The following is a 24,401-nucleotide window of genomic DNA, read 5'->3' on the forward strand; positions in this document are numbered from 1 at the left end:
GGCCACGCGTGGCGCGTCGGCGATTCTAGCATGGCGCCAGCGCCCACGCCGTGCGGCAGTCGCGCGGTACGCCGGGGCGATGGGCTGCTATGATGGCCGCAATGACGACATCAATGACGACATCGACCGACGCCCCGCCCCTGCTAGTCCTGCTGCCTGGCATGGATGGCACTGGCCGGCTGTTCCAGCGCTTTGACGCGGCCATGCGCGCGCGCACAGCCATCACCACCCAGGCCATCGCCTTCCCCGCCGCGCCGCTCGATTATGCGGCGCTGGAAACCTTCGTGCGCGAACGCTTGCCGCAAGAGCGCCCCTATGTGCTGCTGGCTGAATCGTTTTCCGGACCGCTGGGGGCAGCTTTGCGCGCCGATCCGCCTGCCGGCATGCGCGCCCTGATCCTGTGCTGCTCCTTCGTGCGCAATCCGCGCCCGATGCTGGCGCCGCTGCGCCACCTGCTCGGTCTTGTGCCCTTCGGCGCCATGCCAGGCATCGCCCTGCGCCAGACGCTGCTGGCGCCATTCGCCACGCCGGCGCTGCAGGCGGAACTGGCCGCCGCGCTGGCGCTGGTGCCGCCAGCCGTGCTGCGCCAGCGCCTGCGCGCCGTGATCGAGACCGACGCCACGCGACTATTTGCGCGTGGCAGCCTGCCCGTGCTGTACCTGCGCGCGCGCCACGACCGCCTGGTGCCGCCGACGAACGCCATGCAGATACTGCGCCTGGCACCGGGCGCGCAACTGGTCGATATCGCCGCGCCGCACATGCTGCTGCAGGCGGCGCCGGAAGCGGCCAGCGTCGCCGTCGCCGACTTTGTCGACAGGCTGTCAGCCGCGCAGACGTTCAGCTAAACGCGCGCTGGCCAGCACGGCCAGCCAGCTCAAGGTGCCCGACAGCACGCTGAAGTAAATCGCCCGCAGCGGATGCTGGGGCAGCAAATAGGCCAGCACGGCCACGCCCAGCAAGGCACACAGCACAGCTTTCCACCTGCCGGGCGGCAGCAGCGCCAGCAGCAGGTTTGTGCCCGCATACACGTAAAACACCAGCAGCAGCGCCAGGCCGCCCGCCACGCCGCGCGAGCCGAGGCTGCCGAACAGCTGCGTGTACAGGAAAAAACCCAGCCAGCTCAACACAATAAACACCACGCAGCCCAGCGCATGCGCGCCCAGGCCGGCCATCAGGCGGTTCTTCATTATCATCATCCGTATCGTCCCATGCAAAGCCGCATCATAGCGATTCCGCGGGCGCTGCGACCGGTTGACTTGTCTACCTACTAGATGGTAGACTTATTTCGAAGCCGGCATTTCACCCGGCAATCCTTCCGCGCCACGGCGCATTCGATCCTTTGCGAGGCATTACATGCATCAACTGTTCACTCCCTATGACCTGTCCGGCATTTCCCTGGCCAACCGCGTTGTCATGGCGCCGATGACGCGCACGCGCACCCTCGAAAACAATCCCGATGCGCTCACCGCCCTGTATTACGCGCAGCGCGCCTCGGCCGGCCTGATCGTCACCGAAGGCTTGCCAGTCTCCGATGAGGGCCGCGGCTATCTGTACACGCCCGGCATCTACAGCAGCACCCAAGGCCAGGGCTGGCGCCAGGTCACCGATGCCGTGCATGCCAAGGGCGGCAAGATCTTCGCCCAGCTGTGGCACGTGGGACGCATGTCGCATGTCTCTATCCAGCCTGGCAACGTGGCCCCCGTCGGACCAAGCGACGTGGCGGCGGAAAACACCACGGTGTATGCCTGGATCGAAGCGGGCAAGGCCGGACCGGTGCTGCCCAGCGTGCCGCGCGCGCTGACTGTCGACGAGATCGCGCGCGTCACCGCCGACTTCGTACATGCGGCAAAAGTCGCTATCGAAGCTGGCTTTGACGGGATCGAGATCATGGCGGCCAACGGTTTCCTGTTCGACCAGTTCCTCAGCAGCGCCGTCAATACGCGCACCGACCAGTACGGCGGCAGTATCGCCAACCGCCAGCGCTTCTTGCTCGACACCATAGACGCCGTGTCGGCCGCCATCGGCAGCGGCAAAGTCGGCGTGCGTATCTCGCCGTTCGGCCGCCTGTACGACATGCGCGCCTATGCGGACGAAGCGCAGGTGTGGCGCAGCGTGTCGCAGGCGCTCGATACAAGGAAGCTGGCCTATGTACACCTGAACTACCAGCCGACCATCACGACGGCGGAAGTGCCAGCTGGCTTTGGCGCGCGGTTCCGCCAGGACTATCACGGCACCCTGATCGGCGCGGGCGGCTTCACGCAGGAACTGGCGCGCGGCGAGCTGGAAAAAGGCGACCTCGATCTGATCGCCTTCGGCATGCCGTTCATTTCCAACCCGGATCTGGTGGAACGCATGCAAAACAACTGGCCGCTGGCCGACAGCGACCGCTCGACCTACTACGGCGCCAGCGGTCCCCTGTCCCACGGTTATACCGACTATCCGACCCATGGCCCGGCGGCCGGCGCCAACATGCTCAATGGCATCGACGTAGAAGCATTGCAGCAATTCGCGCAGGGCGTGGCAAGCCATCCCGCCAAAGGCGAAGCGCGTTTCAACGTCAAGACCCGCTGGCAACACCAGACGCGCAGCGTGGCCACCGTCAGCCACTATGTGTTGGGCGGCGAAAAGCATGCGCGCCATTTCGAGATCGCTTCCGACGAACCGCATGAATTGCTGGGCCAAAACACGGCGCCCAATCCGCAAGAGCTGCTGATGGCCGCCCTCAACGCCTGTCTGTCGGTCGGTTACGCGGCCAATGCGGCGGCCATGGGCATCACCGTGCACAGTCTGGAAATCGACACGGACGGCAAGCTGGACCTGCGTGGCTTCCTCGGCCTGGACGAGAACGTCAATCCCGGCTACGACGAAGTCAGCTACGTGGTGCGGCTGCGCACGGATGCCTCGCGCGAGCGTGTCGAAGCGCTGCACCAGGCCGTCACCAAAACGTCGGTCAATCTGGCCAATTTCTCGAAGGCCATCCGCATGCTGCCCACCCTGGAAATAATCGAGGCCTGATTCCCCTCTCTGGAATCAACCCAACCCGCGCGCAAGCGCCTACATAGCGAGGAAATGATGGAAGACTGGAAACAAGCCCGGCAAGATATCAACACGCGCGCGATGCAACTCGCCGCATTGACGCCCGACACCATGAAAGGCATCGCCGCACTGGGCGGCGCCGGCGACAAGACCAACCATCTCGACGCGAAAACGCGGGAACTGATCTCGCTGGCCGTCGCCGTCACCACGCGCTGCGATGGCTGCATCGCCTTCCACGCGGCCGCCGCCAAGAAGCTGGGCATCACCACCGAGGAAATCGCCGAGGCGCTCGGCGTGGCGATCAATCTGAATGCCGGCGCCGCCGTTGTGTACAGCACCCACGTGCTGGACGCGTTCGACAAGGCTTGATAGCGCCGCGTCAGCCGGCCGGGCATGCGCGCACGCCTGGCCGGCCACTCAAGGAGCAACCATGAAAAACAACACACAGGCGCTGGTCGTCGACATCTGGTCCGATTTCGTCTGCCCCTGGTGCTGGATCGCCAAGCGCCGCTTCGAGAAGGCCCTTGCCGGCTTTGAACACAGGGACGCCGTGCAGGTCAGGCTGCGCGCGTACCGCATCGCGCCGGACCATCCAGCCGAACCGATCAAGGCAGCCTTGCTGAAAAAGTTTCGCGATCCGCTGGCCGCCGAGGGCATGCTGTACTCGGTGCAGTCGCATGGAGCGGCCGAAGGCCTGGACTACCGCTTCGACACCATGCTGTTTGGCGACACCATGGACGCGCACATGCTGGTCAAGGCCGCCGGCGACACGGCATCGCAGCAGCGCCTGGCCGAAGTGCTGTATGCGCAGAGTATTTCGCACGGCAAGTCGCTGTTCGACCGCGGCTCTCTCGCCGTGCTCGCGGCGCAAGCGGGCGTGCCTGCCGAGGTGGTGGAGCAGGCCTGGTCGACACCGCAATGGCGCCAGCAGGTGCAGGACGATGAGCGCAGCGCCTCGCGCATCGCCTCCGGCGTGCCGCTGTTCGTCTTTGGCAACGGGACGCACATTTCGGGGGCACAGCCGCCAGAAGTTTTCAGGCAGGCGCTGGAAAATCTCCATGCGCAATCGCGGCAGGAGCTGGCCGCATCTTCCGGCGAGGTCTGTGGCCTGGACGGCTGCACCCTCCCTTAAGCGCTGGCGGCAGCTTCCCTGGCAGGTACCGCCGTGTCCAGGTAGCCGCGGGTCGCGCGTCCCAGGCGCCGCGCAAGCGACGCCATATCCGTTTCTCCCCGCAGCGCCGCGGCGTCGATGATGCCGCGGCATAGCGCAATCACGTCGGCGGCGGCCATATCAGGATCGGCGACGGCATGACGCGCCAGCCGCCCCGCGAGCTGGCCCGCAAGTGCCTGCCGCAAGGCCTCGTCCTCACGCTGCAACGATGGCGACGATGGCGCCGATTCCAGCGCAAGCGCAAGCGCGGAGCGCCTGAACTGGTGCGCCAGACCGGCCAGGATACCTTGTTCTATCGCAAACGGCAGTTCGCCCTCCGGCGCCATGGCTTGCGCCACGTCGTGCAGCAGCATTGCGCGTTCGCGGCGCACCAGTTCGGCCAGCAGCGCCTCTTTCGACGGGAAGTACTGGTACAGGGAGCCGATGCTGGCGCCAGACAGCTCGGCAACGTGATTTGTCGTCAACGCGGCCCATCCCCGCACTTCAATAATGCGAGCAGCCGCCTCCAGCATCGCCGCGACGGTGGCAGCCGACCGGGCCTGGGAAGGCCGTTTGCGGGGCTCCGCATGTGCTGCAGTTTTTGCCATGAATGCGAGTAGCGTAAGTAGGTGGTCAATCTTATTCTAAACGTTCCATAAACAACTGTCCTTGCCGATACGAGAACGTCATGAACACCCATACATTCCTGCTGATACTGCACGTAGTCGCCGCCATCGCCTTCATCGGCCCGATGCTGCTGACGCCGCGCCTGCTGCATCTGATGCGCGATGCCGCCGGCCGCGACACATTACATAAACTCCATCAGCAGATCGCCGTCGCAGGCTGGGCACTGCTTGCCGGCGGGCTGGTCCTGCTGTACCAGCAACAGTGGGCCTGGCTGCAGATGGGCTGGATGCGGCTGTCCCTCGCGCTGTTTATCGGCGCGCAAGCCATCGACCATTTCTGGGCGGACAAGGTGGAAGCGAAGGTAGAAGCGAAGGTGGAACAGGGATACGCGCAGGCGGGCGCCAGGCTGGGAATCTGGCTGTGCATCAAGCTGGCCGTCTTTTTGATCGTCTGCGCACTGATGATCGCCAAACCGGCCCTGTTGGCCTGAACAGGCTGGCCTGCGCTACGCCAGATTGTCGAGCATGTAATGAAACGCTGCCAGCGGATCGGTCGATGGCCCCAGGGCCCAGCCGATGAAGCTGGCGCCCTCCAAGGCGCTGAGCAGCATGAAGGCGTAATCCCTCGCAGGTTTTCGCAAGGTCCAGCCATGCAGCTGCGCCGCCTGTTTGAGATTGCTCTCCATCCAGTCCAGCTGCTGCGCCATCAGCTGCCGGCCCAGGGCCTGCAGCGATTCGGGCAGCGCCGCCATTTCGGCCGCGAGCGCGCCGCACAGCGGCAGCAAATGGTCATTGGCGCTGGCCAGGAACAGCCCAGCGAACTCGCGCAGGCGTTCGACCGGATCGGCATGCGCCGCATCGATCGTTTGCAGCTTTTCCGTAAACACCTCGATGTATTGCGTGATCAAGGCCACGCCAAGGTTTTCCTTGGTGGGGAAATGATGGTGGATACTGGCCTTGCGTATGCCGATTTCTTCCGACAAATCGGCATAACTGAAAGCGGCGTAGCCTTTCGAACGCAGGTGGATCTCTGCGCTTTTCAATAGGGCGTCGCGGGTACTCACTGACATGACTGGCTCCTGCACCAACGGCCATGCCGGCCATTGACGGATTAAATTCAACAAGGGGCAATTATGCCTGAAGTAGCTGCAGCCAGGGATCGGGGCACGCGCATGCGGCGCTGAACGGCAGACGTGAAAAAGCCGGCCCTTTCACGAGGAAAGGGCCGGCCTTTGCATCAGCCGCCGTGTCGGATGACGCTTCGCCTCGGCGGACCCGCCAATCCGAGCCATGCCGACTCAAGGCAGCCCGGCGCATACGCGCCCAGACCTGCAATCAAACGAATTTCATGGTTGATTGAGTACGGGAACGAAGCGGTGGCCGCAGGCATGGCACATGAAGGTACGCGCATATTTGTCCTGCAAGGCAGCGGCATCCTTGTCCCAACTGGCGATAAAGGCCGTTTGCGACCAGGCAATAGAGACGACGCCCCCTGCCACAAATATCCAGAACAGGCCATTTGCGCCAGCGCGATAAAAGACGACGGCGGCGATGACAAAAGCGATCACGCCCAACACAATCAGCCCGACCTTCTGGCCTGCCTGCATCGTCGGCCTGGCAGCCTGCCGGGATAGCAAGGTCTGGCTGCGCGTATGCGCATGGCCGTGGATGAAATCACCATCGATCCTGCCCGACATATGCGTGGAGGTGCGGGAAATACCGGAGGCATGCACCATGGAGAGGCGTTGAACGTTGGAACTATCACATGCCGGGCAATGCGCCATTGCTTTTTCCACAAAATAAAATAATCGTCACTGTAGCATAAAAAAAGCCGGCCCTTTCACGAGGAAAGGGCCGGCTTGACTACACCATTCATGCTGCGCTTGTCGGATTACACTTGCGCTAATCCGACCTACATTTCAGGTGCGCGGCGGTGATTACTTCGCCGAATTGAGCAGCAATTCGTTGAGGCGTTTCACAAAACTGGCAGGATCGGCCAGCGAGCCGCCTTCGGCCAGCATGGCCTGGTCAAACAGGATGTTGGCCCAGTCGCCGAACTTGCCGCCTTCCGCGTCTTCGTACTTCAGGCGCGTCACCAGCGGGTGGTTCGGGTTGATTTCCAAAATCGGCTTCGATTCCGGCGCGCTCTGGCCAGCAGCCTTGAGCATGCGCAGCAGGTTGCCCGACAATTCGTTTTCATCGGCCACCAGGCAGGCTGGCGAATCGGTCAGGCGGAACGTCACGCGCACGTCCTTGGCCTTGTCGGCCAGCACCGTCTTCATCTTGCCCACCAGGTCGGCGTACGAGGTTTCCGTTTCTTCGTGCTCTTTCTTTTCCGCTTCGTCTTCCAGCGCACCCAGGTCCAGGCCGCCCTTGGCCACGGAAACCAGTTCCTTGCCCTCGAAATCCTGCAGGAAGGACAGCATCCATTCATCGACACGGTCCGTCAGCAGCAGCACTTCGACGCCCTTCTTGCGGAAGATTTCCAGGTGCGGGCTGTTTTTCGCAGCGGCGTAATTGTCGGCCGTGACATAGTAAATCTTGTCCTGGCCTTCCTTCATGCGCGCCACGTAGTCGGCGAACGAGGTGATCTGTTCGTCGCTGTCGTTGGCGGTCGAGGCAAAGCGCAGCAGCTTGGCCAGGCGTTCCTTGTTGGCCGCGTCTTCGCCGATGCCCTCTTTCAGTACCTGGCCGAATTCCTTCCAGAAGACGGCGTACTTGTCCTTCTTGTCCTGCTCGTCCGCGTTCGCCAGTTCTTCCAGCATGCCCAGCACGCGCTTGGTCGAGCCTTCGCGGATGACTTTCACGTCGCGCGACTCCTGCAGGATTTCACGCGATACGTTCAGCGGCAGGTCGGCCGAGTCGATCACCCCGCGCACGAAGCGCAGATAGGTTGGCATCAGTTGCTCGGCATCGTCCATGATGAAGACGCGCTTGACGTACAGCTTGATGCCGCCGCGCTTGTTGCGGTCCCACATGTCGAACGGCGCCTTGGCCGGGATGTACAGCAGCTGCGTGTATTCGCTGCGGCCTTCGACGCGGTTATGCGTATGCGTGAGCGGTGCCTGGAAGTCGTGCGACACGTGCTTGTAGAACTCGTCGTACTGTTCCGGCGTGATGTCGGCCTTGTTGCGGGCCCACAGGGCGCTGGCCTGGTTGACGGTTTCGAATTCGTCTTTCAGGACGGTTTCTTTTTTCTCTTCGTCCCACTCTTCTTTCTGCATCACGATCGGCAGCGAGATATGGTCCGAATATTTGCGGATGATGGATTTGATCTTCCAGCTCGACAGCAATTCGTCTTCGCCTTCGCGCAGGTGCAGGATGATGTCCGTGCCGCGCGATGGCTTGTCGATGCTCTCGATGCTGTAATCGCCTTCGCCGCTTGACTCCCAGCGCACGCCTTCCGAGGCGTCCACGCCGGCGCGGCGCGTTTCAACGGTGATCTTGTCGGCGACGATGAAGCCCGAATAGAAGCCCACGCCGAACTGGCCGATCAGGGCCGCGTCCTGCTGCTGGTCGCCGGAAAGCTTGCCGAAAAATTCCTTGGTGCCCGACTTGGCGATGGTGCCCAGGTGCGAGATCGCCTCGTCACGGGTCATGCCGATGCCGTTGTCGGAAATGGTGATGGTGCGCGCATCCTTGTCGAAGCTGACCTTGATCTTCAATTCGTGATCGTTGCCATACAGGGCATCGTTATCGATCGCTTCAAAGCGCAGCTTGTCGGCCGCGTCGGACGCGTTCGAGATCAATTCGCGCAGGAAGATTTCCTTGTTCGAGTACAGGGAATGGATCATCAGATGCAGCATTTGCTTTACTTCGGTCTGAAAACCCAGGGTTTGCTTTTCGGAGACAGCCATTTTTACCTCATAGTCTTGTGGATGGGACGGATACTACGGAGTTGGGGATGGTACAAGCGATTTCAAGAGCCCCCGGCAAATGCGCTGTTTTAGCCCAGTGCGCGGGCAAGAAACGCCCAGATGCGCTCGTCCTGCACCGTGGCCAGGTTCAGGCGCATGCGGGTCGACGGCAGCTGGCGCGGCGAGAACAGGCTGCCCGGCCCCAGCACCAGCCCTTCGGCCAGCGCCTGCTCGGCCAGCACATTCGTGTCGCAGTCCGCATCGGCCCAGATGAACATGCCGGCCGGCGCCGGATCGAAGCGCAGGCCGGCCCGCTCGGCGCGGCGGTACGTGCCCTCGCGCACCTTGTCGAGGCGCGCGCGCAGGCGCTCCGCATGCTTGCGGTACAGGCCCTGCGAAAGGATCTTATACACCACCCGTTCGCCGATATCGCTGGTGGTCAAGGTGGCCAGCATCTTGCGGTCGGCCAGTCGCTGCGCCCGTTCCTGTGATGTGGCGATGAAGCCCACGCGCAGATTGGCCGACAGGCTCTTGGAAAAGCCGCCCAGGTAAATCACGCGGCGCAATTGATCCAGCGCGGCCAGGCGCGTGGCCGGCTGCACCGCGCCACCGGGATGCATGTCGCAGTAGATATCGTCTTCGACGATGAGGAAATCGTGCTGCTCGGCCAGGCGCAGCACCTGGAAGGCCTTGGCCGCCGACAGCGAGGTGGAACTGGGATTGTGCAGCACCGAATTGATCACATACAGCTTGGGCCGGTGCACGGCCGCCAGCTGTTCCAGCACGCCGATATCGGGGCCGTCACCCAGGCGCGGGATGCCGATCACCTGCATGCCCATGGCGGCAAAGGCGCCGAACATCAGCCAGTAGGCGGGATCGTCGACGAAAATGGTGTCGCCGGGACGGGCAAACTCGCGCGCCACCAGGTCCAGCGCCTGCATCACGCCCACCGTGGTGACGATCTGCTCGGGCGGACAGGCGATTTCCAGCCCCGCCAGTTTCAGCTGCAACTGCTGGCGCAATGGCAAAAAGCCCTGCGGCGCGCCATAGCCGAGCAGCAGATTGCCAGGCTGGCGGCTGACGTCGCGCAAGGCGCGCGCCACCAGGTCGCCATCGAGCCATTCGGCCGGCAGCATGCCCGTGCCGGGTGCGGGAATGGCCGGCGTCTGGCGGAACATATTGCGGATCAGCCAGACGACATCCATGGGCTGCGCACCGGCCTCCGGCGCGCCGGACGGCGGCATGGGCGTGTTCAGCGGCGCGCGTTCGCGCACGAAAAAACCGGCGCCGCGCCGCGATTCCAGGTAATCGCGTGCCACCAGCTTGTCGTAGCTGGCCACCACCGTGGCGCAGGACACGTTCATGCTGGCCGCGCACTGGCGGATCGAGGGCATGCGCGCGCCGCCGCGCAGCAGCTTGTCGTCGATGCGCGCCGCCAGCGAGCGCACGATCTGGTCGATCAGGGTTTCGCCCGAGGCGCGCGACAGCAAAGGTAGCGACGGTGATGCGGGTGTATTGCTCATATGGCCATTACAGTATGGGAAATTATGCGTTGAAGTGTATTTGTACTGTACTGCTATTCGACTCTAGGATAACAGTACAGGGCGGATTAATCCATGCCCATGTCCAGTCACGCCAGCCCCGGGAACCCCATGCCTACGCATACCAGCACCAGTACCATCGCCGCCAGCCAGCCACCTCGCCTCGGCGCCGACCGCCAGGGTCTGCTGCTGGGATTGATCGCCGTCGCCCTCTTCAGCCTGACCCTGCCCTTCACGCGGCTGGCCGTGGCCGAGCTCGATCCCACCTTTGTCGCGCTGGGCCGCGCCCTGGTGGCCGCCAGCCTGGCAGGCCTGTGGCTGTGGCACCAGCGCGCGCCGCTGCCGCGGCGCGAACAATGGCTGCCGCTGGCGCTCGTGTCGCTGGGCTGCGTGCTGGGTTTTCCCTGGCTGACGTCGATCGCCATGCGCAGCCTGCCCGCCTCGCACGGCGCCGTGCTGGTGGGCATATTGCCGCTGGCCACAGCCGTCTTTGCCGTGCTGCGCGGCAAAGAACGTCCATCGCCCGGCTTCTGGCTGATGGCCGTCATCGGCACGGCGCTGGTGGTGGCCTTCGCGCTGCGCCAGGGCGGCGGCAGCTTCCACGTGGCCGACTGGCTGATCTTTGCCGCCGTGCTGCTGGCGGCACTCGGCTATGCGGAAGGCGGGCGCCTGGCGCAAGCCATGCCGGGCCAGCATGTGATTTCCTGGGCGTTGCTGCTGGCCGTGCCTTTTGTCTTGCCCGTGGTGCTGTGGAACGCCTGGCCGCAGCGCGCGCTGATGGCGCAGGCCAGCGGCGCAGCCTGGCTGGGCTTTGCGTATATCTCCGTGTTTTCCATGTTTATCGGCTTCTTTTTCTGGTACCGGGGCATGGCGCTGGGCGGCGTGGCGCGCGTGGGCCAGACGCAGCTGCTGCAGCCCTTCCTCACCCTGCTGGGCGCCGCCGTGCTGCTGGGCGAGCCATTGACGGCGGACAGCCTGCTGTTCGCGGGCGCCGTGATCGCCGTGGTGGCGGCCGGGCGCAAGCTGAAATAGGCGGCGATGACGCCCGTTTGCAACGCTGTTTTCGCGTGCGGATGGGCAGACCGGCTTGCAAGCCGTACAATACCCCGGCACCATGGCGGCGCCTATCCGGCACCGCTTGCGCAAGCACCGCCACAAGCGGGCCAACAAAACCAGCCGGCGCAGCTCGGCATCTTCCGTGAGACTCGCATGAAAATTGAAAATCCGAATCCGATCCAATGGCGCTTTGCCGAACGCGCGGAACAGCTGCAAAGCTCGTTCATCCGCGAAATCCTGAAGATCACGCAGCGCCCTGAAATCATCTCGTTTGCCGGCGGCCTGCCCTCGCCCGCCACCTTCCCCGTCGAAGAAATGAAGACGGCCTTCGACAAGGTCCTGTCGGACCATGGCAAGGTGGCACTGCAATACGGCCCCACCGACGGCTACCTGCCGCTGCGCCAGTGGATCGCCGACTCGCTGTCCAGCCAGGGCAGTACGATCGCGCCGGAACAGGTGCTGATGACGTCCGGCTCGCAGCAGGCGCTGGACTTGCTGGGCAAGGTCCTCATCGACGAAGGCAGCCGCGTGCTGGTGGAAACCCCCAGCTACCTGGGCGCCCTGCAGGCGTTTTCCGTCTACCGTCCCGAATTCGTGTCCGTCGATACCGATGACGAAGGCCTGGTGCCATCGTCCATCGACCCCGTCGCGGATGGCGCGCGCCTGCTGTACGCGCTGCCGAACTTCCAGAACCCGACAGGCCGCAGCCTGTCCGTGGCACGCCGCGTGGAATTGGTGGAAACCTGCGCCCGCCACGGCCTGCCGCTGATCGAGGATGATCCCTACGGCGCCCTCAGCTACAGCGGCGAGCCGTACCCGAAGATGCTCAACATGAATCCGGACGGCGTGATCTACATGGGATCGTTCTCCAAAGTGCTCACGCCCGGCATCCGCCTCGGCTACGTGGTGGCCCCGCCGCCGCTGGTGCGCCGCCTGGAGCTGGCCAAGCAGGCGGCCGACCTGCACACCTCGCAGCTGACGCAGATGGTGGTGCATGAAGTGATCAAGGACGGCTTCCTGGAGCGCCACATCCCCAGCATCCGCAGCCTGTACGGCAACCAGTGCCAGGCCATGCTGTCGGCCCTGGAAGAGCATTTCCCGGCCGGCGTGAGCTGGACGAAGCCGGAAGGCGGCATGTTCATCTGGGTCACCCTGCCGAAACACATCGACGCCATGAAGCTGCTCGACGAAGCCATCGCCAACAAGGTGGCCTTCGTGCCGGGCGCGCCGTTCTATGCGAATACGCCGGACACGCACACCCTGCGCCTGTCGTTCGTGACGGTGCCGCCGGAACGCATCCGTGAAGGCATCGCGATCCTGGGCAAGCTGATCGCCGCAAAAATGTAATACCGCTGCACGCCCCGCCTTGCGCGGGGCTTCCCTCCTGCCCGGAATGCCTGACGACGGGTACGCGCCTTTTTCCACTAAAAACAGTCTTTACGGCAACAACTCCGTGTATTTATTTTTAAAAATAGTATAAAAATAATAGTTTACTGCGGCGCAGAGCATCGATTTTTCACCCAAAAAATTGGCAAAGCGGTATGATTTGGCCAAAGTGTCAGATTTGAATCCGGTCAGCCTTTGACTACACGTGTACATGCGCTCACGGTCCGCGGTCTGCGGCCAGGGCGACACTCCCGGCGCCAACCTGCCCGGCCGCTACCTGCGGGCGCGGCTTGCCGGGCTTCGGCATCTCCGAAAGTGCAGCAAACGCTGGCCCCGCGCAGCACATCCGAAAGGCCGGTAGCAATGAGTCCAGGCAGTGTGGGGTCTCCCCAACGGCGCGAAGCCGCCATATTGATTGTCGATGATGCGCCGGCCAACCTTGAGCTGTTGCGCAAGCTCATGAGCGAACAGGGTTATCAAACCTACGTCGCCACGTCCGGCGAACGGGCGCTGGCGATCGCCCAGCGCGCCCATCCCGACCTGATCCTGCTCGACGTGCTGATGCCGGACATGGACGGCATCGAAACCTGCCGGCGCCTCAAGCAGCACCCGCTGACGCAGCGCATCCCCGTCATCTTCATGAGCGCCAAGACGGAAACGGACGACGTGGTGGCCGGCTTCGACTGCGGCGCCGTCGACTACATCAGCAAGCCGCTGCGCATGGCCGAAGTGTGCGCCAGGGTGCGCGCCCAGCTGCAAATCCGCAGCAACAATGAAACCCAGCAGGAGCAGGCCGAGCGCCTGCGCACCATCGTCAACAACATGGCGGAGGGCTTGCTGATCATCGAGGCCGACGGGCGCATCCAGTACACTAACCCGGCCTGCGACCAGTACCTGGGCTACCGCGAAAATGAACTGGCGGGGCGTTCGATCGGCGAGCTGCTCAGCCCCATGGTGACGCAGGAATACCTCGATTACTTTGCCAAGTACGCGGCCAGTCCGGAAACGGCGCATAACCACGGCACGCGCGAAGTGGCGATCCGCCACCGCAATGGCGAAGCCCTGAGCATGGACCTGACCCTGACGCCCATGTATCTGCGCCAGCCCCTGTATATCGGCCTGCTGCACGACATCACGCACCACAAGCAGTCGGAAGATGCACTGCAGCGGGCCGCCTATCTCGATCCGCTGACCAAGATCGCCAACCGCCGGCATTTCGACAGCTTCCTGGAAAAAGAATGGCAGCGCGCCGTGCGCCATGGCGGCGCGCTGTCGCTGGTGGTGCTCGACGTCGACCATTTCAAGCTGTACAACGACAGCCTGGGCCATCCGGCCGGCGACAGCTGCCTGCAGCAGGTGGCGCAAGCCATCGACGCCCACGCCGGCCGCCCGGGCGACCTGGCGGCGCGCTACGGCGGCGAGGAATTCGTCATGCTGCTTGCCGACACGGACGCCGCCAGCGCCCTGGCCCTGGCCGAAACCATCCGCGCGCATATCGAAGCGCTGCAGCTGCCGCATCCGCGCTCTGGCACTTCGCCCTGGATCACCGTCAGCATCGGCGTGGCCACCATCGAACCGCACCAGCTGGACGACCGCAAGGCGCTGTTCGTCGCCGCCGACCGCGCCATGTACGTGGCCAAGGAAGGCGGCCGCAACCAGGTCTGCGCCACCCACTCGGGCAGCACGGCCTGGGAGACGGTCAAAGCGTTGGTGTTACGTTAAGGATACGGCGAACCGGGAGTAGGCCCAAGTCACAAAAAAAGGCACCCCGGCCAAGCGGGCGTCTCCGGCCCGCCATTCTTAAAACTGATCAAAACTTACGTGACACGCTCAACTTTGCATTGCGTCCCACACCGGTAACCGCTTCACTCAGATACGGCATGTAATTGCGGTTGAAAATATTATCCACCGTCAGCCGCACTTCCGTGCCGCGCCAGATGCCTTGCCGCCCATTCCACGAGGCGAACAGGGTATGCAGCGCATAGCCCTTCGACGGCGGCAAGCGGTACACATTGCCCACCGGCAGCACGCGGTCCTGCTTGGCGACGAAGCGACCCTGCCAGCCGATGCTGGCGCCAAGGTCCGGCATGCGCCAGCCCAGGCCCGCCATCAGCTTGTCCGGCGCAATGGTCGACACGGGTTCGTCCTGGCCCCACGGGTCGCGCTGGGAACCGCTGCGCGTGCCGCGCTGCTTCGACAGCGAAGCGCTGGCGAACAGGCGCGGCGAGTTGTAATAGGACTCGACCTCCACGCCCCGGGTGTGGAAGCCGGCCAGGTTGCGGTAGGACGACAGGGCCGGCGGCACCTTGCCCGATCCCGGCACATAGCCTTCGATCAGGATGCCCAGGCGCGGGCCGATATTGTCGCTGACGCGGTTCTGGTAAGCCGTCAGGCGCAGCTGCACGTCGTCGCGCTCCATGAGCACGTTCTGCCGGTGCAGCATGACACCAGCGCGCACGGCCGTCACCCGCTCCACGGCCAGGTCGCGGCTGGTGCCCGGCGTCGAGGAGCCGAGCCGCGACGAGACATAGTATTCATTCGAATACATCTCGTCGATGGTTGCGCGCGCCAGGTGCGGCTCAAGTCGCCGAACAGCGCCACCGCGCTGGACGCCTTCCAGAACAGGCCCAGGCGGGGAGACCAGTCGGCATGGACTTTCTCGCTGAAGTCATGGCCGGCCGCCGCCAGCGGGCTGTTGTAGCGCGACGCCTTGTTCGGCACGCCCTCGGAAACGACACGGTCGTGGCGCAGTGCCGCCGTCAAGGTCACATCGCCATACGTCATCGCATCCTGCAGGTACAGGCCCGTGGTTTCCTGGCGCCCGGCCGGCATGTAGTAGGGCTGAAAATAACCGTAGTTGTATGTCGGGTCTTTCAGCGCCGTCGACGACGGGTAGTACATCAGGGTATCGCGCACGTTCTTGTGCCATTGCAGGCCCGTTTGCAGCACGTGCGAGACGCCACCCGTGCTGAATACGCTTTCGTTGCGCACTTCGGCAATGCGGTCCACGTACGAGGCCCAGCTCTCGTTGCCGAGGGAGCCCAGGTAGGAACCCAGCGAAGCCGAAGGCAGGCGCTTGTCATGCTGGTCCGTGTGCGAATAGCCGGCGCTGGCCGTCAGCTTGATCCACGGATTATTCTGCGGCGCGTACTGCCATTTCACGGAATACGTGTCGTCGTTCTGGTCGCGGTAGACAGCCTTGCGCTGCCACGCTTCTTCCAGGCCGTACTTCCTGATTTCCGCCTCCGTCGGCGTAGGCACGTCTTCGCCCATGGCGGCGAACGGGCCCCAGCCCGTGCTGCCGCTCTTCATCGCCGTCAGGGTCAGCAGCTGCTCGGGCGTCAGACGGATATTCAGTTTCGCCAGGCTCGATGGCGCGTCGATGGCGGAAAAGCGGAATGGCTTGCCATCGGGTTTGCGCAAATCGTCAGACTTGCGCCGCGTGGTGAAGGCCATCGCGTCGTAGCGGCCATCTTCCGAGCGGCCATACACGGCCACGGTGGCATCGTTTTCCGCGTTGTTCGAGTGGCGCGAATACTTGAGCATGGCGCCGATTTTCTCGTCGCCTTCGAGCATGTCCTTGGCATCCTTGGTTTCGACCGTGATGACGCCGCCAAAGCCGCCATTGCCATACAAGCTGGTATGTGCGCCCTTGTTCACTTCGATCTGCTTGATCAGTTCTGGCTCGATGAAGATGGAACCCTGGCGGTATTTTTCAAAGCCCTTCGGCACGCCGTCGAGAATGACCTTGACGTCCTGTACTTTATTAAAACCCCAGATATTCAGGCTCTGGCCGCTGGGGCGGGCCGTGCCGGCCAGGTCCACGCCAGGCAGGGTGTCGAGCAGGGAGGCGACGTTGTCGGCCTGCTGGCGCTCGATGTCAGCGCTGCTGATATACGAGCGCCCAGCCGTGCCGGCGCTGATGGCGTCGCCAAAGACGCTGATGGCGGGCATCTGCGCGGCATTGTCCGGATTGGCGGCATCGGTGGCATTTTCGGCGCGGGCGCTGCCGCCCATGCTGGCCAGTACCAGCGCCAGTGCGGCGGCCATCGGGGTTAATGCGCTGGCGCGCATGCGGTGCTTGCGGTTCGTCTTCATTGCTGTCCTTGCCGGCTACTTCATGCTTGTGGAATGAAAAAACGCAGGGCAGAGAAAACAGACTGTGCACGATCAAGCGGCGGCGTTGAAGGAAGCGTTGCGGCGGAATTCTGCCCGCGCGGACACGCCGCCGGCGCATGGCCGGCGGCGCACTGCAGTCACCGGGATAAGTTGCCTAAGTGAAATGCGGAGCACATCATATAATAGATGCGAATGATTCGCAATACGATTTAATGCGCGGCTATTCCGGATAGCCCGTGATGGCCGCAATCTCGCGGTACAGGGGCTGCAGCCGCGCATACATCTTCTGGTACACGCGCCGGTACAGCTGCTCGTAGATCTTGCGGTGCTCGGGATGGGGCTGGAACACCTTGCCCTTGCGCGTCATCGCCTGCACGGCGGAGGGGAAATCCGCGTGCCAGCCCAGGCCCACGCTGGCGGCGATGGCCGCGCCCAGGCCCGAGCTTTCATAGACGTGTGCGCGCGCGGCCGGCAGGCTGAAGATGTCGGCCGTCAGCTGCATGGCCGCGTCGCTTTGCGAACCGCCGCCCGCGATGCGCAGCTCCGTGATGGCGATGCCGCTGCGCCGCTCGATGCGCTCCTTGCCTTCGCGCAGCGCATACGCGAGGCCCTCGAGGATGGCGCGGTAGATGTGCGCGCGCGTATGCACGTCGCCAAAGCCGATCATGGCACCCTTCGCTTCCGGCCCCGGCACCTTGATGCCGGGGCTCCAGTATGGCTGCAGCATCAGGCCCATGGAACCGGGCGGCACGGCGTCGACCAGGCGGTCGAACAGCGCTTCTGCCGACAGGCCCGTGCCGTCTTCGGCGGCCGCCGCCCGCTCGCGGTCGCCGAACTGCTCCTTGAACCAGTTGACCATCCAGTAGCCGCGAAAAATCTGCACTTCCGTGCTGTAGGCACCCGGCATGGCGGCCGGATATGGCGGAATGAAGCGCGTCACTTCCACGTACTTGCGGTTGGTGGTGTTGATGGTGGCCGTCGTGCCGTAGCTGAGGCACGCCACGTGCGGCTCGACGCAGCCGGCGCCCAGCACTTCGCAGGCCTTGTCGGCGGCGGCCGCCAGCAAGGGTGTGCCCTCCAGGATGCCCGTCGCGGCAGCGGCAGCGGCCGTGATGGCGCCCATGCGCGTGCCCGGCGTCACCAGCTCGGGCAGCATGGCGCGGCGAATGGCCAGCGCCTGCCACTTCCAGTCGAAGCGCCCGGCCCACGCATGGCGCTTGTAGTCGAACGGGATGTACGCCACTTGCGAGCCGGTCGAATCGACGTAGTTGCCGCACAGGCGATGGTTCAAAAAACCCGACAGCAGCAGGAATTTGTGCGTGCGGCGCCAGATATCGGGCTGCCGCGCGCTGATCCAGTTGATCTCCGCTTCGCGGCGGAAGTAGGCGATGGTGCCGTCGAGCCGCGTGGCGCGGAAGATGGCGCGCCACCACGGCGCCAGTTGCGGAATCGCGCGCGTGCTGCGCTGGTCCAGCCAGGTGATCGCGGGGCGCAAGGGCTGGCCATCTTCGTCCACGTTGACGACCGTGCCGCGCTGCGTGGTGACGGCCACGCCGGCGACCGACGATTTGTCGATGTCCGTGCCGCGCCACAGCTGCTGGCACGCTGCGCACACGGCTTGCCAGTAGCCGTTGGCGTCGTGCTCTGCCCAGCCGGGGTGGTCCGAGTAATACGCTTCCAGGAACACTTGCGCCTTGGCCGCCAGGTTGCCGTCCCGGTCGAACAGCAGCGCGCGCACGCTTTGCGTGCCATTGTCGATGGAAAGGATATACGGCCCGGGGCCGGGGCCGGGTAGGCTGGCCATGGCCTTAGCCCGCCTGAGTCAATGCGGCCAGCGCGGCGCGCAGCGCCTGCAATAGCGCCTGCGGATCTTTTTCCGGCCGGGCGCTGAACACGGGCGCTTCCCAGTCCTGGCCGCGCACGGCCACCACGCGCAAGCGCCCCTGTTCATTCCATGCCGGGTACCAGCCCACGTCGACGATATCGCCATTCGCGCAGGTGATTTGCAGCAGGTCTTCGCCCAGGTCGTCGACGATGGCGTGCACCGGCTGGCGCAAGTCCAGCGGCGACAGGCTGTCATAGGTGATGCGGGCGTCGCCCAGTTCCAGGCTCTCGCCAAACACGGTGGTCTCGATGATGCTCTCCTCTGGTTTATTCTGATGTTTTTACGCGCCCTGCGGCACGCTGTAGTGGCGCTGCCACAGCGTCAGGTAGCGCAGCTGTTCCGCGTCCCAGCGCGCATCGTCCCAGCCCAGCTCCGTCCGGCAAATGGCACGCAGGCGCGGCATGATAGCAAGCGCGCCGCCTGCCAGCTGCAAACCGAGGCGCGTGCGCCGCAGCAGCAAGTCGTCCAGGTGCCGCACATCTTCCATGCGCGCGCCCCAGCGCAGTTGCGCCCACAGGGTCTGCGTGCCCGGTATCGGCGACAACTCGCCATCGTGCGCCGCGTCGCACAGCGCTTGCGCATCCGCGCCGTGGCGGCCCAGCAGGCGTTCGCGCTGCTGCGCGTCAAGCAGCAGGGCCTTGCCCGACAGCGGCGGCGCCGCGTCAAAAATGGGCAGCGGACGCAAATCCGCCTGCCAGCCCGGCAGCAGCGGCGCGGCGCGGCGCAATGCGTCTAGCGCGATCACGCGGAAGGTCGTCAGCTTGCCGCCGGCCACCGTCAGCAAGCCGTTTTCCAGCCACAGCGCATGTTCGCGCGCTTCCTTCGACGGGTCAAGCTGGCCGCTGTCGATCACGGGCCGCACGCCGGCAAACGTGGCCAGCACATCATGTTCACCCAGGTCGAGGCCGGGAAACTGCCAGCGCAGCGCCACCAGCAAATAATCGAGTTCGCCGCGCGTGATGGCCGCCTCGCTGTCCAGCCCGCCCGCATGGTCGACATCGGTGGTACCCACCAGGCTCACGCCCTCCCACGGATAGGCAAACACGGGCCGGCCATCATGCGGATGCATCAGGCTGACGGCCTGCGCCAGCGGCAGCCGCCAGGCCGGCAGCAGCAGATGGCTGCCGCGCAAGGGCCGCAGTTTCGGCGCTTGCCCCACCTGCCCGCGCAGCTTGTCGGCCCAGGCACCCGTGGCGCTGATCACCAGGCGCGCACGCACGGCAGGCGCCGCGCCATCGGCCGCATCGTGCAAGGTGGCGCCGACGACCTTGTCGCCCTCGCGCAGCAGCGACGCCACGCCCAGGTAATTGACGGCCACGCCGCCATGGCGCCGCGCTTCCCGCAGCACGCGCAGCACCAGGCGCGCGTCATCCGTCTTCGCATCCTGGTACAGCATGCCGCCGCGCAGGCCCGCGCGTTCGATGTGCGGCGCCAGCATGGCAAAATCCGCCGCCTCGACATAGCGGCGCGCACGCCGGCCAGCCATCACGTCGTAGATGGCCAGCCCCAGCATGAACTGGCGCCGGCCCGGCTTCCGGCCCGCGTAGTCGCCAAAGGCGAAGCCCTGCGGCTCGACCAGCCCCGCCGCATCGGCCAGCAAGGCTTGCCGCTCGTGCACGGACTCGCGCGTCATGCCGAACTGGCCCTGCTTCAGGTAGCGCAAGCCGCCATGCACCAGTTTGGAGGAACGGCTCGACGTGCCCCAGGCGAAATCGCGCTGCTCCACCAGCAGCGCCTTCAAGCCGCGCCGCGATGCTTCCAGCAGGATGCCGGCGCCCGTGATGCCGCCGCCGACGATCAGCACGTCCCACTCGCGCGCCAGGATGCCAGGCAATTCCTCGCTGCGCGCGACGGAATTCACAATATGCCTCCCGCCTCGGGCAGCAGCTTGCCGGGATTCATCATGCCCTGCGGGTCCACCTGGCGGAACAGCGCGCGCATGGCGGCGATGCCGAGATCGCCCTTTTCCGCCGCCAGCCACGGCGCGTGGTCGGTGCCCACGCCATGCTGGTGGCTGATGGTGCCGCCATTGGCGACGATGGCGGCACTGGCGGCATCCTTCAGGCTGCGCCAGCGCGCCATGTTTTCCTCGTACGTGGGCGCCAGCCGGTACACATACGTGGTGTACACGCTGGCGCCCTGCGCATACACATGCGACAGATGCGTGTACGCGTGCACCTGCTCGCCGTGCTGCGCCAGCGCGCCGCTGCCCGCCCGCTCCAGCGCCGCCATCATGAGTGTCACGCGGGGCCAGTCGACGGCCGTTTCCACCGTGTCGATCACATAGCCGTGTTCCCAGGCGCCATTGCGCAAATACACATTGCGAAAGCGCCCCTGCTTCCACTTGTCGCCCATGTGCCGTCCCACGTGCACGCCGCCATGGCGGCGCGCCAGCGCCAAGGCGGCGCGCAAGGCTGCGCGCGCGCCTTTCGCTTCGCCGCTGACGCCCACCATCAGCATGCACTTGCCGTCGCCGCAGCCGCGCAGCGACAGGTAGCGCTCCAGCAAGCCCACGAGTTTCTTGTGGCCGGCCAGGGTCAGCATGGTTTGCGTCTCGAGCGCGTTCGACAGGCGCAGCATGGACAGCTGCAGCCCGGCCTGCGCCAGCGCCCGCACGGCCGCTTGCGCCTGGCCCCAGCCGGCAAAGAACACGGCGTGGAAGGCTTCATAGGGCGGCAGCGGCGAGACGCGCACGGTCGCCTGCGTCAGGACGCCCAGGCGGCCTTCGGAGCCCAGCACCATTTCGCGCAGGTCGATGCCGGCCGCCGAGGCGGGAAAGGTGGGAATGCTCAAGGTGCCGGCCGGCGTTTCCACTTCGCCGCCGGCGAACAGCTGCTCGATGCGGCCATAGCGCAACGACTGCTGCCCCGACGAGCGCGTGGCGATCCAGCCGCCCAGGGTCGAATACTCGAACGATTGCGGATAGTGTCCCAGGGTGTAGCCATGCGCGCGCAGCTGCGCCTCCAGGTCGGGGCCATACACGCCCGCGCCAAACGTGGCCAGCTGCGCTTCGCGGTCCAGGTGGCCCAGCGCGCACAGGCGCGCGAGGCTCAGCACCAGCACGGGACGCGGCCCCGGCGCCACCGTCAAATGCCCGGCCACGCTGGTGCCGCCGCCGTAGGGAATCACGGCCACGCAAGCCTGGCGCGCGTACTCGAGCAGCTGGCGCACCTGCTGCGCGCTGTCGGGAAAGGCCACGCCATCGGGCACCGCGCCGATGCGGCCATGGCGCAGCTTGAACCAGTCGGGCAGGCTCTGGCCCAGGGCATGGCGCACGCGCGTGGCAGGCTGGGTATCGATCAGCGGATGCGGCGCCAGGCGCGACGTGGGCACCTGCGCGCAGGCGCCGTCGAACGTGGCCTCCACCATGGGGCTGCCCGGCCCAAGGCGCGCGCCCAGGAATGCCAGCGCCTCGTCGCTCAGCGCATACACGATGTTTTCATCTCCCCAGCCATTCCAGCGTTGCATCGATTTCCCCTTGATTGGTCCAGGCGCGCCCAGTTGCGCGCCACGGCGGCTTGCTATACTGTTCTTGCTGATCTCTTGCCAGATCAATAGCATATGCCGCCACAGACCACGGGTATTGGTTTTTCATGACAATCGTATTGTTCCATCATGCCAGGCACTGACGGCCGCCACGCGGAAGGCCGGGTGGCCATCGCCTATCTGCAGCCGCTGCTGGAAGCGGCCAGCGCGCATGGCATCGCCTGCGCTACCCTGGCGCAGGCGGCGGGCGTGCTGCCGCACAGCCTGGAAGCGCCGGCGGCCACCCTGGCCGCGCGCGATTACGTGCGCCTGCTCGACGCGGGCGCGCGGCTGGCGGGCGACGCGCATTTCGGCCTGCACGTGGGCCAGCGCGCGCGCATGGGCACCTACAGCGCGTATGGCTTGATTTTGCTCAGTTGCAAGGATTTTGGCCAGGCGCTGGAACAGACGGCCCGCTATGAACGGCTGGCGCACGACCTGGGCCGCTCCACCCTGCAGCGCGACGGCGCCATCGCGCATTACCGCTGGGCCAGCAACTTCCCGGGCGCCAGCCGCCACCTGGTCGACAGCGTCTTTGCCGGTGTCAAGGTGTGCGGCGACTGGCTGGCCGGCATGCCGCTGCCGCCGGCCCAGCTGGCGTTCAGCCACGATGGCGGCGGAGAGCTGCTGCGCCACGCGGCGCACCGCGACGAATATGTGCGCGTGCTGGGCAGCCTGCCGGCCTTCAACGCGGGCGCCAACGCGGCCACCTTCGATGCGCGCCTGCTGGACTGGCCCGTGCCCAACGCCGACGTCAGCCTGTACCCGGTGCTGTGCCGGCATGCGGAACAGCTGCTGGCGCAGCGCCATGGCGAAATGCACGCCGATGGCGCGCGCGGCATCGAAGCGCAAGTGCGCTCGGCCATCGTGGCCGGCCTGCGCCACGGTGCGGCCAAGCTGGCCACCATCGCCGCCGCCCTGGCCGTCACGCCGCGCACCCTGCAGCGCAAGCTGGCCGACGCCGGCACCAGTTTCCAGGCCGTGCTGGACCAGGTCCGCTTTGGCCTGGCGCGCGACTACCTGCGCCAGCCGGAGCTGTCGCTGGTCGACATTGCCTTCCTGCTCGGCTACCAGGAGCAAAGCGCGTTCAACCACGCGTTCCGCACCTGGGCCGGCACCAATCCCGGCGCCTGGCGCCTGCAGCAAATGCTTGAGCGGCGGCTTGACGGGCAGCAAGTTCCCTAGGCGCGCGCGGGGCATGCACGGCACGTTTTCTGGCTATACTGGCATAGTCAGGTTTTCCATGATCACTCCAACCCGCAATGCAAAGGATTAATATGCAACTCAAAGACAAAGTCGCACTGATTACCGGCGCCGCCAGTGGTATCGGCAAGGAAATGGCTATTGAATACGCAAAACAAGGCGCCAAGGTCGTCATCGCCGACCTGGCCCTGGAAGCGGCCAGCAAGACGGCCGAGGAAATCAAGCAGTCGGGCGGCCAGGCGTTTGCCGTCGCCATGGATGTCTCCAGCGAAGCGCAAGTCGACAAGGGCGTGGCGGATGCGGCGGCCCACTTCGGCGGCATCGATATCCTGATCAGCAACGCGGGCATCCAGATCATCAGCCCCGTCGTCGACTACCCGTTCGATCAATGGAAAAAGATGCTGGCCATTCACATGGACGGCGCCTTCCTCACCACGCGCGCCTGCATGCGCGAAATGATCAAGGCGGGCCGCGGCGGCGCCATCATCTACATGGGTTCCGTGCACTCGCACGAAGGCTCGCCGTTCAAGAGCGCCTACGTGGCCGCCAAGCACGGCTTGCTGGGCCTGGCCAAGGTGGTGGCCAAGGAAGGCGCAAAGGACGGCATCCGCGCCAACGTCATCTGTCCCGGCTTCGTGCGCACGCCGCTGGTCGACAAGCAAATCCCCGAACAGGCGGCCCAGCTGAACATCAGCGAGGAAGACGTCATCAAGAAAGTCATGCTGAAAGACACCATCGACGGCGAATTCACCACCACGCAGGACGTGGCGCAAACGGCCGTGTTCCTGGCGGCGTTCCCGTCGACGGCCCTGAGCGGCCAGTCGATCGTCGTCAGCCACGGCTGGCACATGCAATAATAGTCACGCCCGCCCACATCGGCTGCGCGGCACTCTGTGCGGCCTGCGATGCCCGCTGTGCTCCAGCACAGCTGCGCGTCTCGGCCCCACATCGCTGCCGCTCGCGATGATGTGGACGGACGTTGCAGCGTAGGCCTATCTCCTCCGTTCCATTTCCGAA

Annotated in this window: 20 protein-coding genes and 2 pseudogenes; 11 read left to right on the plus strand and 11 right to left on the minus strand. The window is 65.0% G+C overall.

Annotated elements, in window-relative coordinates:
• Positions 1-113: 113 nt before the first annotated feature.
• The gene (locus tag JaAD80_RS09605) at positions 114-845 is read left to right on the plus strand and encodes an alpha/beta fold hydrolase (RefSeq protein WP_102293957.1); all 732 of its coding nucleotides are present in this window, start codon (positions 114-116) and stop codon (positions 843-845) included.
• On the opposite strand, the gene JaAD80_RS09610 is transcribed toward JaAD80_RS09605, so the two are convergent.
• A complete protein-coding gene (locus JaAD80_RS09610; RefSeq protein ID WP_102293958.1) occupies positions 822-1,187 on the minus strand; it encodes a hypothetical protein in 366 nt (121 codons plus the stop codon). The two genes, JaAD80_RS09605 and JaAD80_RS09610, sit on opposite strands and share 24 nt — an antisense overlap.
• A gap of 166 nt (positions 1,188-1,353) precedes the next feature.
• Here JaAD80_RS09610 and JaAD80_RS09615 point away from each other — a divergent pair.
• The 4 genes and pseudogenes from JaAD80_RS09615 to JaAD80_RS09625 form a co-directional block, all read left to right on the plus strand.
• Positions 1,354-2,445 (plus strand): annotated as a pseudogene (locus tag JaAD80_RS09615) (alkene reductase); the annotation flags it as partial.
• A gap of 24 nt (positions 2,446-2,469) precedes the next feature.
• Entirely contained in the window at positions 2,470-3,015 is a 546-nt protein-coding gene (locus JaAD80_RS31195; protein WP_219726804.1) for an OsmC family protein, read from the plus strand.
• A gap of 57 nt (positions 3,016-3,072) precedes the next feature.
• Positions 3,073-3,405, plus strand: a complete 333-nt coding sequence (locus JaAD80_RS09620) for a carboxymuconolactone decarboxylase family protein (RefSeq protein ID WP_102294029.1) — start codon at positions 3,073-3,075, stop codon at positions 3,403-3,405.
• Positions 3,406-3,466: 61 nt separating this feature from the next.
• Positions 3,467-4,168 (plus strand): DsbA family oxidoreductase, encoded by a 702-nt coding sequence (locus JaAD80_RS09625; RefSeq protein WP_102293960.1) that lies wholly within the window; start codon positions 3,467-3,469, stop codon positions 4,166-4,168.
• Here the strand turns inward: JaAD80_RS09625 and JaAD80_RS09630 are convergent.
• On the minus strand, positions 4,165-4,794 hold the full coding sequence (locus JaAD80_RS09630) for a TetR/AcrR family transcriptional regulator (RefSeq protein WP_102293961.1): 630 nt from the start codon (positions 4,792-4,794) through the stop codon (positions 4,165-4,167). The genes JaAD80_RS09625 and JaAD80_RS09630 overlap by 4 nt on opposite strands.
• A gap of 80 nt (positions 4,795-4,874) precedes the next feature.
• Between JaAD80_RS09630 and JaAD80_RS09635 the strand changes: the two genes are divergently transcribed.
• Complete coding sequence (locus JaAD80_RS09635) at positions 4,875-5,303, plus strand: hypothetical protein (protein WP_102293962.1); 429 nt, start codon at positions 4,875-4,877, stop codon at positions 5,301-5,303.
• Between the two features lie 15 nt (positions 5,304-5,318).
• Here the strand turns inward: JaAD80_RS09635 and JaAD80_RS09640 are convergent, their stop codons facing one another.
• From JaAD80_RS09640 to JaAD80_RS09655, 4 genes are all read right to left on the minus strand, one after another.
• Positions 5,319-5,882 carry a TetR/AcrR family transcriptional regulator gene (locus JaAD80_RS09640; protein ID WP_102293963.1) on the minus strand — a complete coding sequence of 188 codons (564 nt, stop codon included), beginning with the start codon at positions 5,880-5,882 and terminating at the stop codon, positions 5,319-5,321.
• Between the two features lie 276 nt (positions 5,883-6,158).
• Complete coding sequence (locus tag JaAD80_RS09645; RefSeq protein ID WP_180979357.1) at positions 6,159-6,548, minus strand: hypothetical protein; 390 nt, start codon at positions 6,546-6,548, stop codon at positions 6,159-6,161.
• 201 nt (positions 6,549-6,749) lie between these two features.
• Positions 6,750-8,669 (minus strand): molecular chaperone HtpG, encoded by a 1,920-nt coding sequence (htpG, locus tag JaAD80_RS09650; RefSeq protein ID WP_102293965.1) that lies wholly within the window; start codon positions 8,667-8,669, stop codon positions 6,750-6,752.
• A gap of 89 nt (positions 8,670-8,758) precedes the next feature.
• A complete protein-coding gene (locus JaAD80_RS09655) occupies positions 8,759-10,192 on the minus strand; it encodes a PLP-dependent aminotransferase family protein (protein WP_102293966.1) in 1,434 nt (477 codons plus the stop codon).
• Positions 10,193-10,321: 129 nt separating this feature from the next.
• Here JaAD80_RS09655 and JaAD80_RS09660 point away from each other — a divergent pair, with 129 nt between their 5' ends.
• The 3 genes from JaAD80_RS09660 (at position 10,322) to JaAD80_RS09670 (ending at position 14,374) form a co-directional block, all read left to right on the plus strand.
• Positions 10,322-11,242, plus strand: coding sequence for a DMT family transporter (locus tag JaAD80_RS09660; protein ID WP_102293967.1), 921 nt, complete (start codon positions 10,322-10,324; stop codon positions 11,240-11,242).
• A gap of 177 nt (positions 11,243-11,419) precedes the next feature.
• Positions 11,420-12,613 (plus strand): PLP-dependent aminotransferase family protein, encoded by a 1,194-nt coding sequence (locus tag JaAD80_RS09665; protein ID WP_102293968.1) that lies wholly within the window; start codon positions 11,420-11,422, stop codon positions 12,611-12,613.
• Positions 12,614-13,015: 402 nt separating this feature from the next.
• Positions 13,016-14,374: a diguanylate cyclase domain-containing protein gene (locus JaAD80_RS09670; RefSeq protein WP_102293969.1), complete on the plus strand. Its 1,359-nt coding sequence runs from the start codon at positions 13,016-13,018 to the stop codon at positions 14,372-14,374.
• A gap of 88 nt (positions 14,375-14,462) precedes the next feature.
• Here the strand turns inward: JaAD80_RS09670 and JaAD80_RS09680 are convergent.
• The 5 genes and pseudogenes from JaAD80_RS09680 to JaAD80_RS09700 form a co-directional block, all read right to left on the minus strand.
• Positions 14,463-16,750: pseudogene (locus JaAD80_RS09680) on the minus strand (TonB-dependent receptor domain-containing protein).
• 241 nt (positions 16,751-16,991) lie between these two features.
• Positions 16,992-18,575, minus strand: a complete 1,584-nt coding sequence (locus JaAD80_RS09685; RefSeq protein ID WP_102293972.1) for an FGGY-family carbohydrate kinase — start codon at positions 18,573-18,575, stop codon at positions 16,992-16,994.
• Between the two features lie 4 nt (positions 18,576-18,579).
• On the minus strand, positions 18,580-18,894 hold the full coding sequence (locus JaAD80_RS09690) for a hypothetical protein (protein ID WP_102293973.1): 315 nt from the start codon (positions 18,892-18,894) through the stop codon (positions 18,580-18,582).
• A gap of 42 nt (positions 18,895-18,936) precedes the next feature.
• Entirely contained in the window at positions 18,937-20,517 is a 1,581-nt protein-coding gene (locus tag JaAD80_RS09695; protein ID WP_102293974.1) for a glycerol-3-phosphate dehydrogenase/oxidase, read from the minus strand.
• Positions 20,514-22,124, minus strand: coding sequence for an FAD-binding oxidoreductase (locus tag JaAD80_RS09700; protein ID WP_102293975.1), 1,611 nt, complete (start codon positions 22,122-22,124; stop codon positions 20,514-20,516). Before JaAD80_RS09700 ends, JaAD80_RS09695 begins: the two co-directional genes overlap by 4 nt.
• Positions 22,125-22,271: 147 nt before the next feature.
• Between JaAD80_RS09700 and JaAD80_RS09705 the strand changes: the two genes are divergently transcribed.
• The gene (locus tag JaAD80_RS09705) at positions 22,272-23,366 is read left to right on the plus strand and encodes an AraC family transcriptional regulator (RefSeq protein WP_102293976.1); all 1,095 of its coding nucleotides are present in this window, start codon (positions 22,272-22,274) and stop codon (positions 23,364-23,366) included.
• 92 nt (positions 23,367-23,458) lie between these two features.
• A complete protein-coding gene (locus JaAD80_RS09710) occupies positions 23,459-24,241 on the plus strand; it encodes a 3-hydroxybutyrate dehydrogenase (RefSeq protein ID WP_102293977.1) in 783 nt (260 codons plus the stop codon).
• Positions 24,242-24,401: the final 160 nt, after the last annotated feature.

This window comes from Janthinobacterium sp. AD80 (genome assembly GCF_002878455.1).
Lineage (GTDB): Bacteria > Pseudomonadota > Gammaproteobacteria > Burkholderiales > Burkholderiaceae_D > Janthinobacterium.

Excerpts from the sequence above, each read along its gene's own strand:
- JaAD80_RS09605 (WP_102293957.1), top strand. The coding sequence starts at position 114 with ATGACGACATCGACCGACGCCCCGCCCCTGCTAGTCCTGCTGCCTGGC.
- JaAD80_RS09610 (WP_102293958.1), bottom strand. The coding sequence starts at position 1,187 with ATGAAGAACCGCCTGATGGCCGGCCTGGGCGCGCATGCGCTGGGCTGC.
- JaAD80_RS31195 (WP_219726804.1), top strand. The coding sequence starts at position 2,470 with ATGCTCAATGGCATCGACGTAGAAGCATTGCAGCAATTCGCGCAGGGC.
- JaAD80_RS09620 (WP_102294029.1), top strand. The coding sequence starts at position 3,073 with ATGGAAGACTGGAAACAAGCCCGGCAAGATATCAACACGCGCGCGATG.
- JaAD80_RS09625 (WP_102293960.1), top strand. The coding sequence starts at position 3,467 with ATGAAAAACAACACACAGGCGCTGGTCGTCGACATCTGGTCCGATTTC.
- JaAD80_RS09630 (WP_102293961.1), bottom strand. The coding sequence starts at position 4,794 with ATGGCAAAAACTGCAGCACATGCGGAGCCCCGCAAACGGCCTTCCCAG.
- JaAD80_RS09635 (WP_102293962.1), top strand. The coding sequence starts at position 4,875 with ATGAACACCCATACATTCCTGCTGATACTGCACGTAGTCGCCGCCATC.
- JaAD80_RS09640 (WP_102293963.1), bottom strand. The coding sequence starts at position 5,882 with ATGTCAGTGAGTACCCGCGACGCCCTATTGAAAAGCGCAGAGATCCAC.
- JaAD80_RS09645 (WP_180979357.1), bottom strand. The coding sequence starts at position 6,548 with ATGGTGCATGCCTCCGGTATTTCCCGCACCTCCACGCATATGTCGGGC.
- htpG (WP_102293965.1), bottom strand. The coding sequence starts at position 8,669 with ATGGCTGTCTCCGAAAAGCAAACCCTGGGTTTTCAGACCGAAGTAAAG.
- JaAD80_RS09655 (WP_102293966.1), bottom strand. The coding sequence starts at position 10,192 with ATGAGCAATACACCCGCATCACCGTCGCTACCTTTGCTGTCGCGCGCC.
- JaAD80_RS09660 (WP_102293967.1), top strand. The coding sequence starts at position 10,322 with ATGCCTACGCATACCAGCACCAGTACCATCGCCGCCAGCCAGCCACCT.
- JaAD80_RS09665 (WP_102293968.1), top strand. The coding sequence starts at position 11,420 with ATGAAAATTGAAAATCCGAATCCGATCCAATGGCGCTTTGCCGAACGC.
- JaAD80_RS09670 (WP_102293969.1), top strand. The coding sequence starts at position 13,016 with ATGAGTCCAGGCAGTGTGGGGTCTCCCCAACGGCGCGAAGCCGCCATA.
- JaAD80_RS09685 (WP_102293972.1), bottom strand. The coding sequence starts at position 18,575 with ATGGCCAGCCTACCCGGCCCCGGCCCCGGGCCGTATATCCTTTCCATC.
- JaAD80_RS09700 (WP_102293975.1), bottom strand. The coding sequence starts at position 22,124 with ATGCAACGCTGGAATGGCTGGGGAGATGAAAACATCGTGTATGCGCTG.
- JaAD80_RS09705 (WP_102293976.1), top strand. The coding sequence starts at position 22,272 with ATGCCAGGCACTGACGGCCGCCACGCGGAAGGCCGGGTGGCCATCGCC.
- JaAD80_RS09710 (WP_102293977.1), top strand. The coding sequence starts at position 23,459 with ATGCAACTCAAAGACAAAGTCGCACTGATTACCGGCGCCGCCAGTGGT.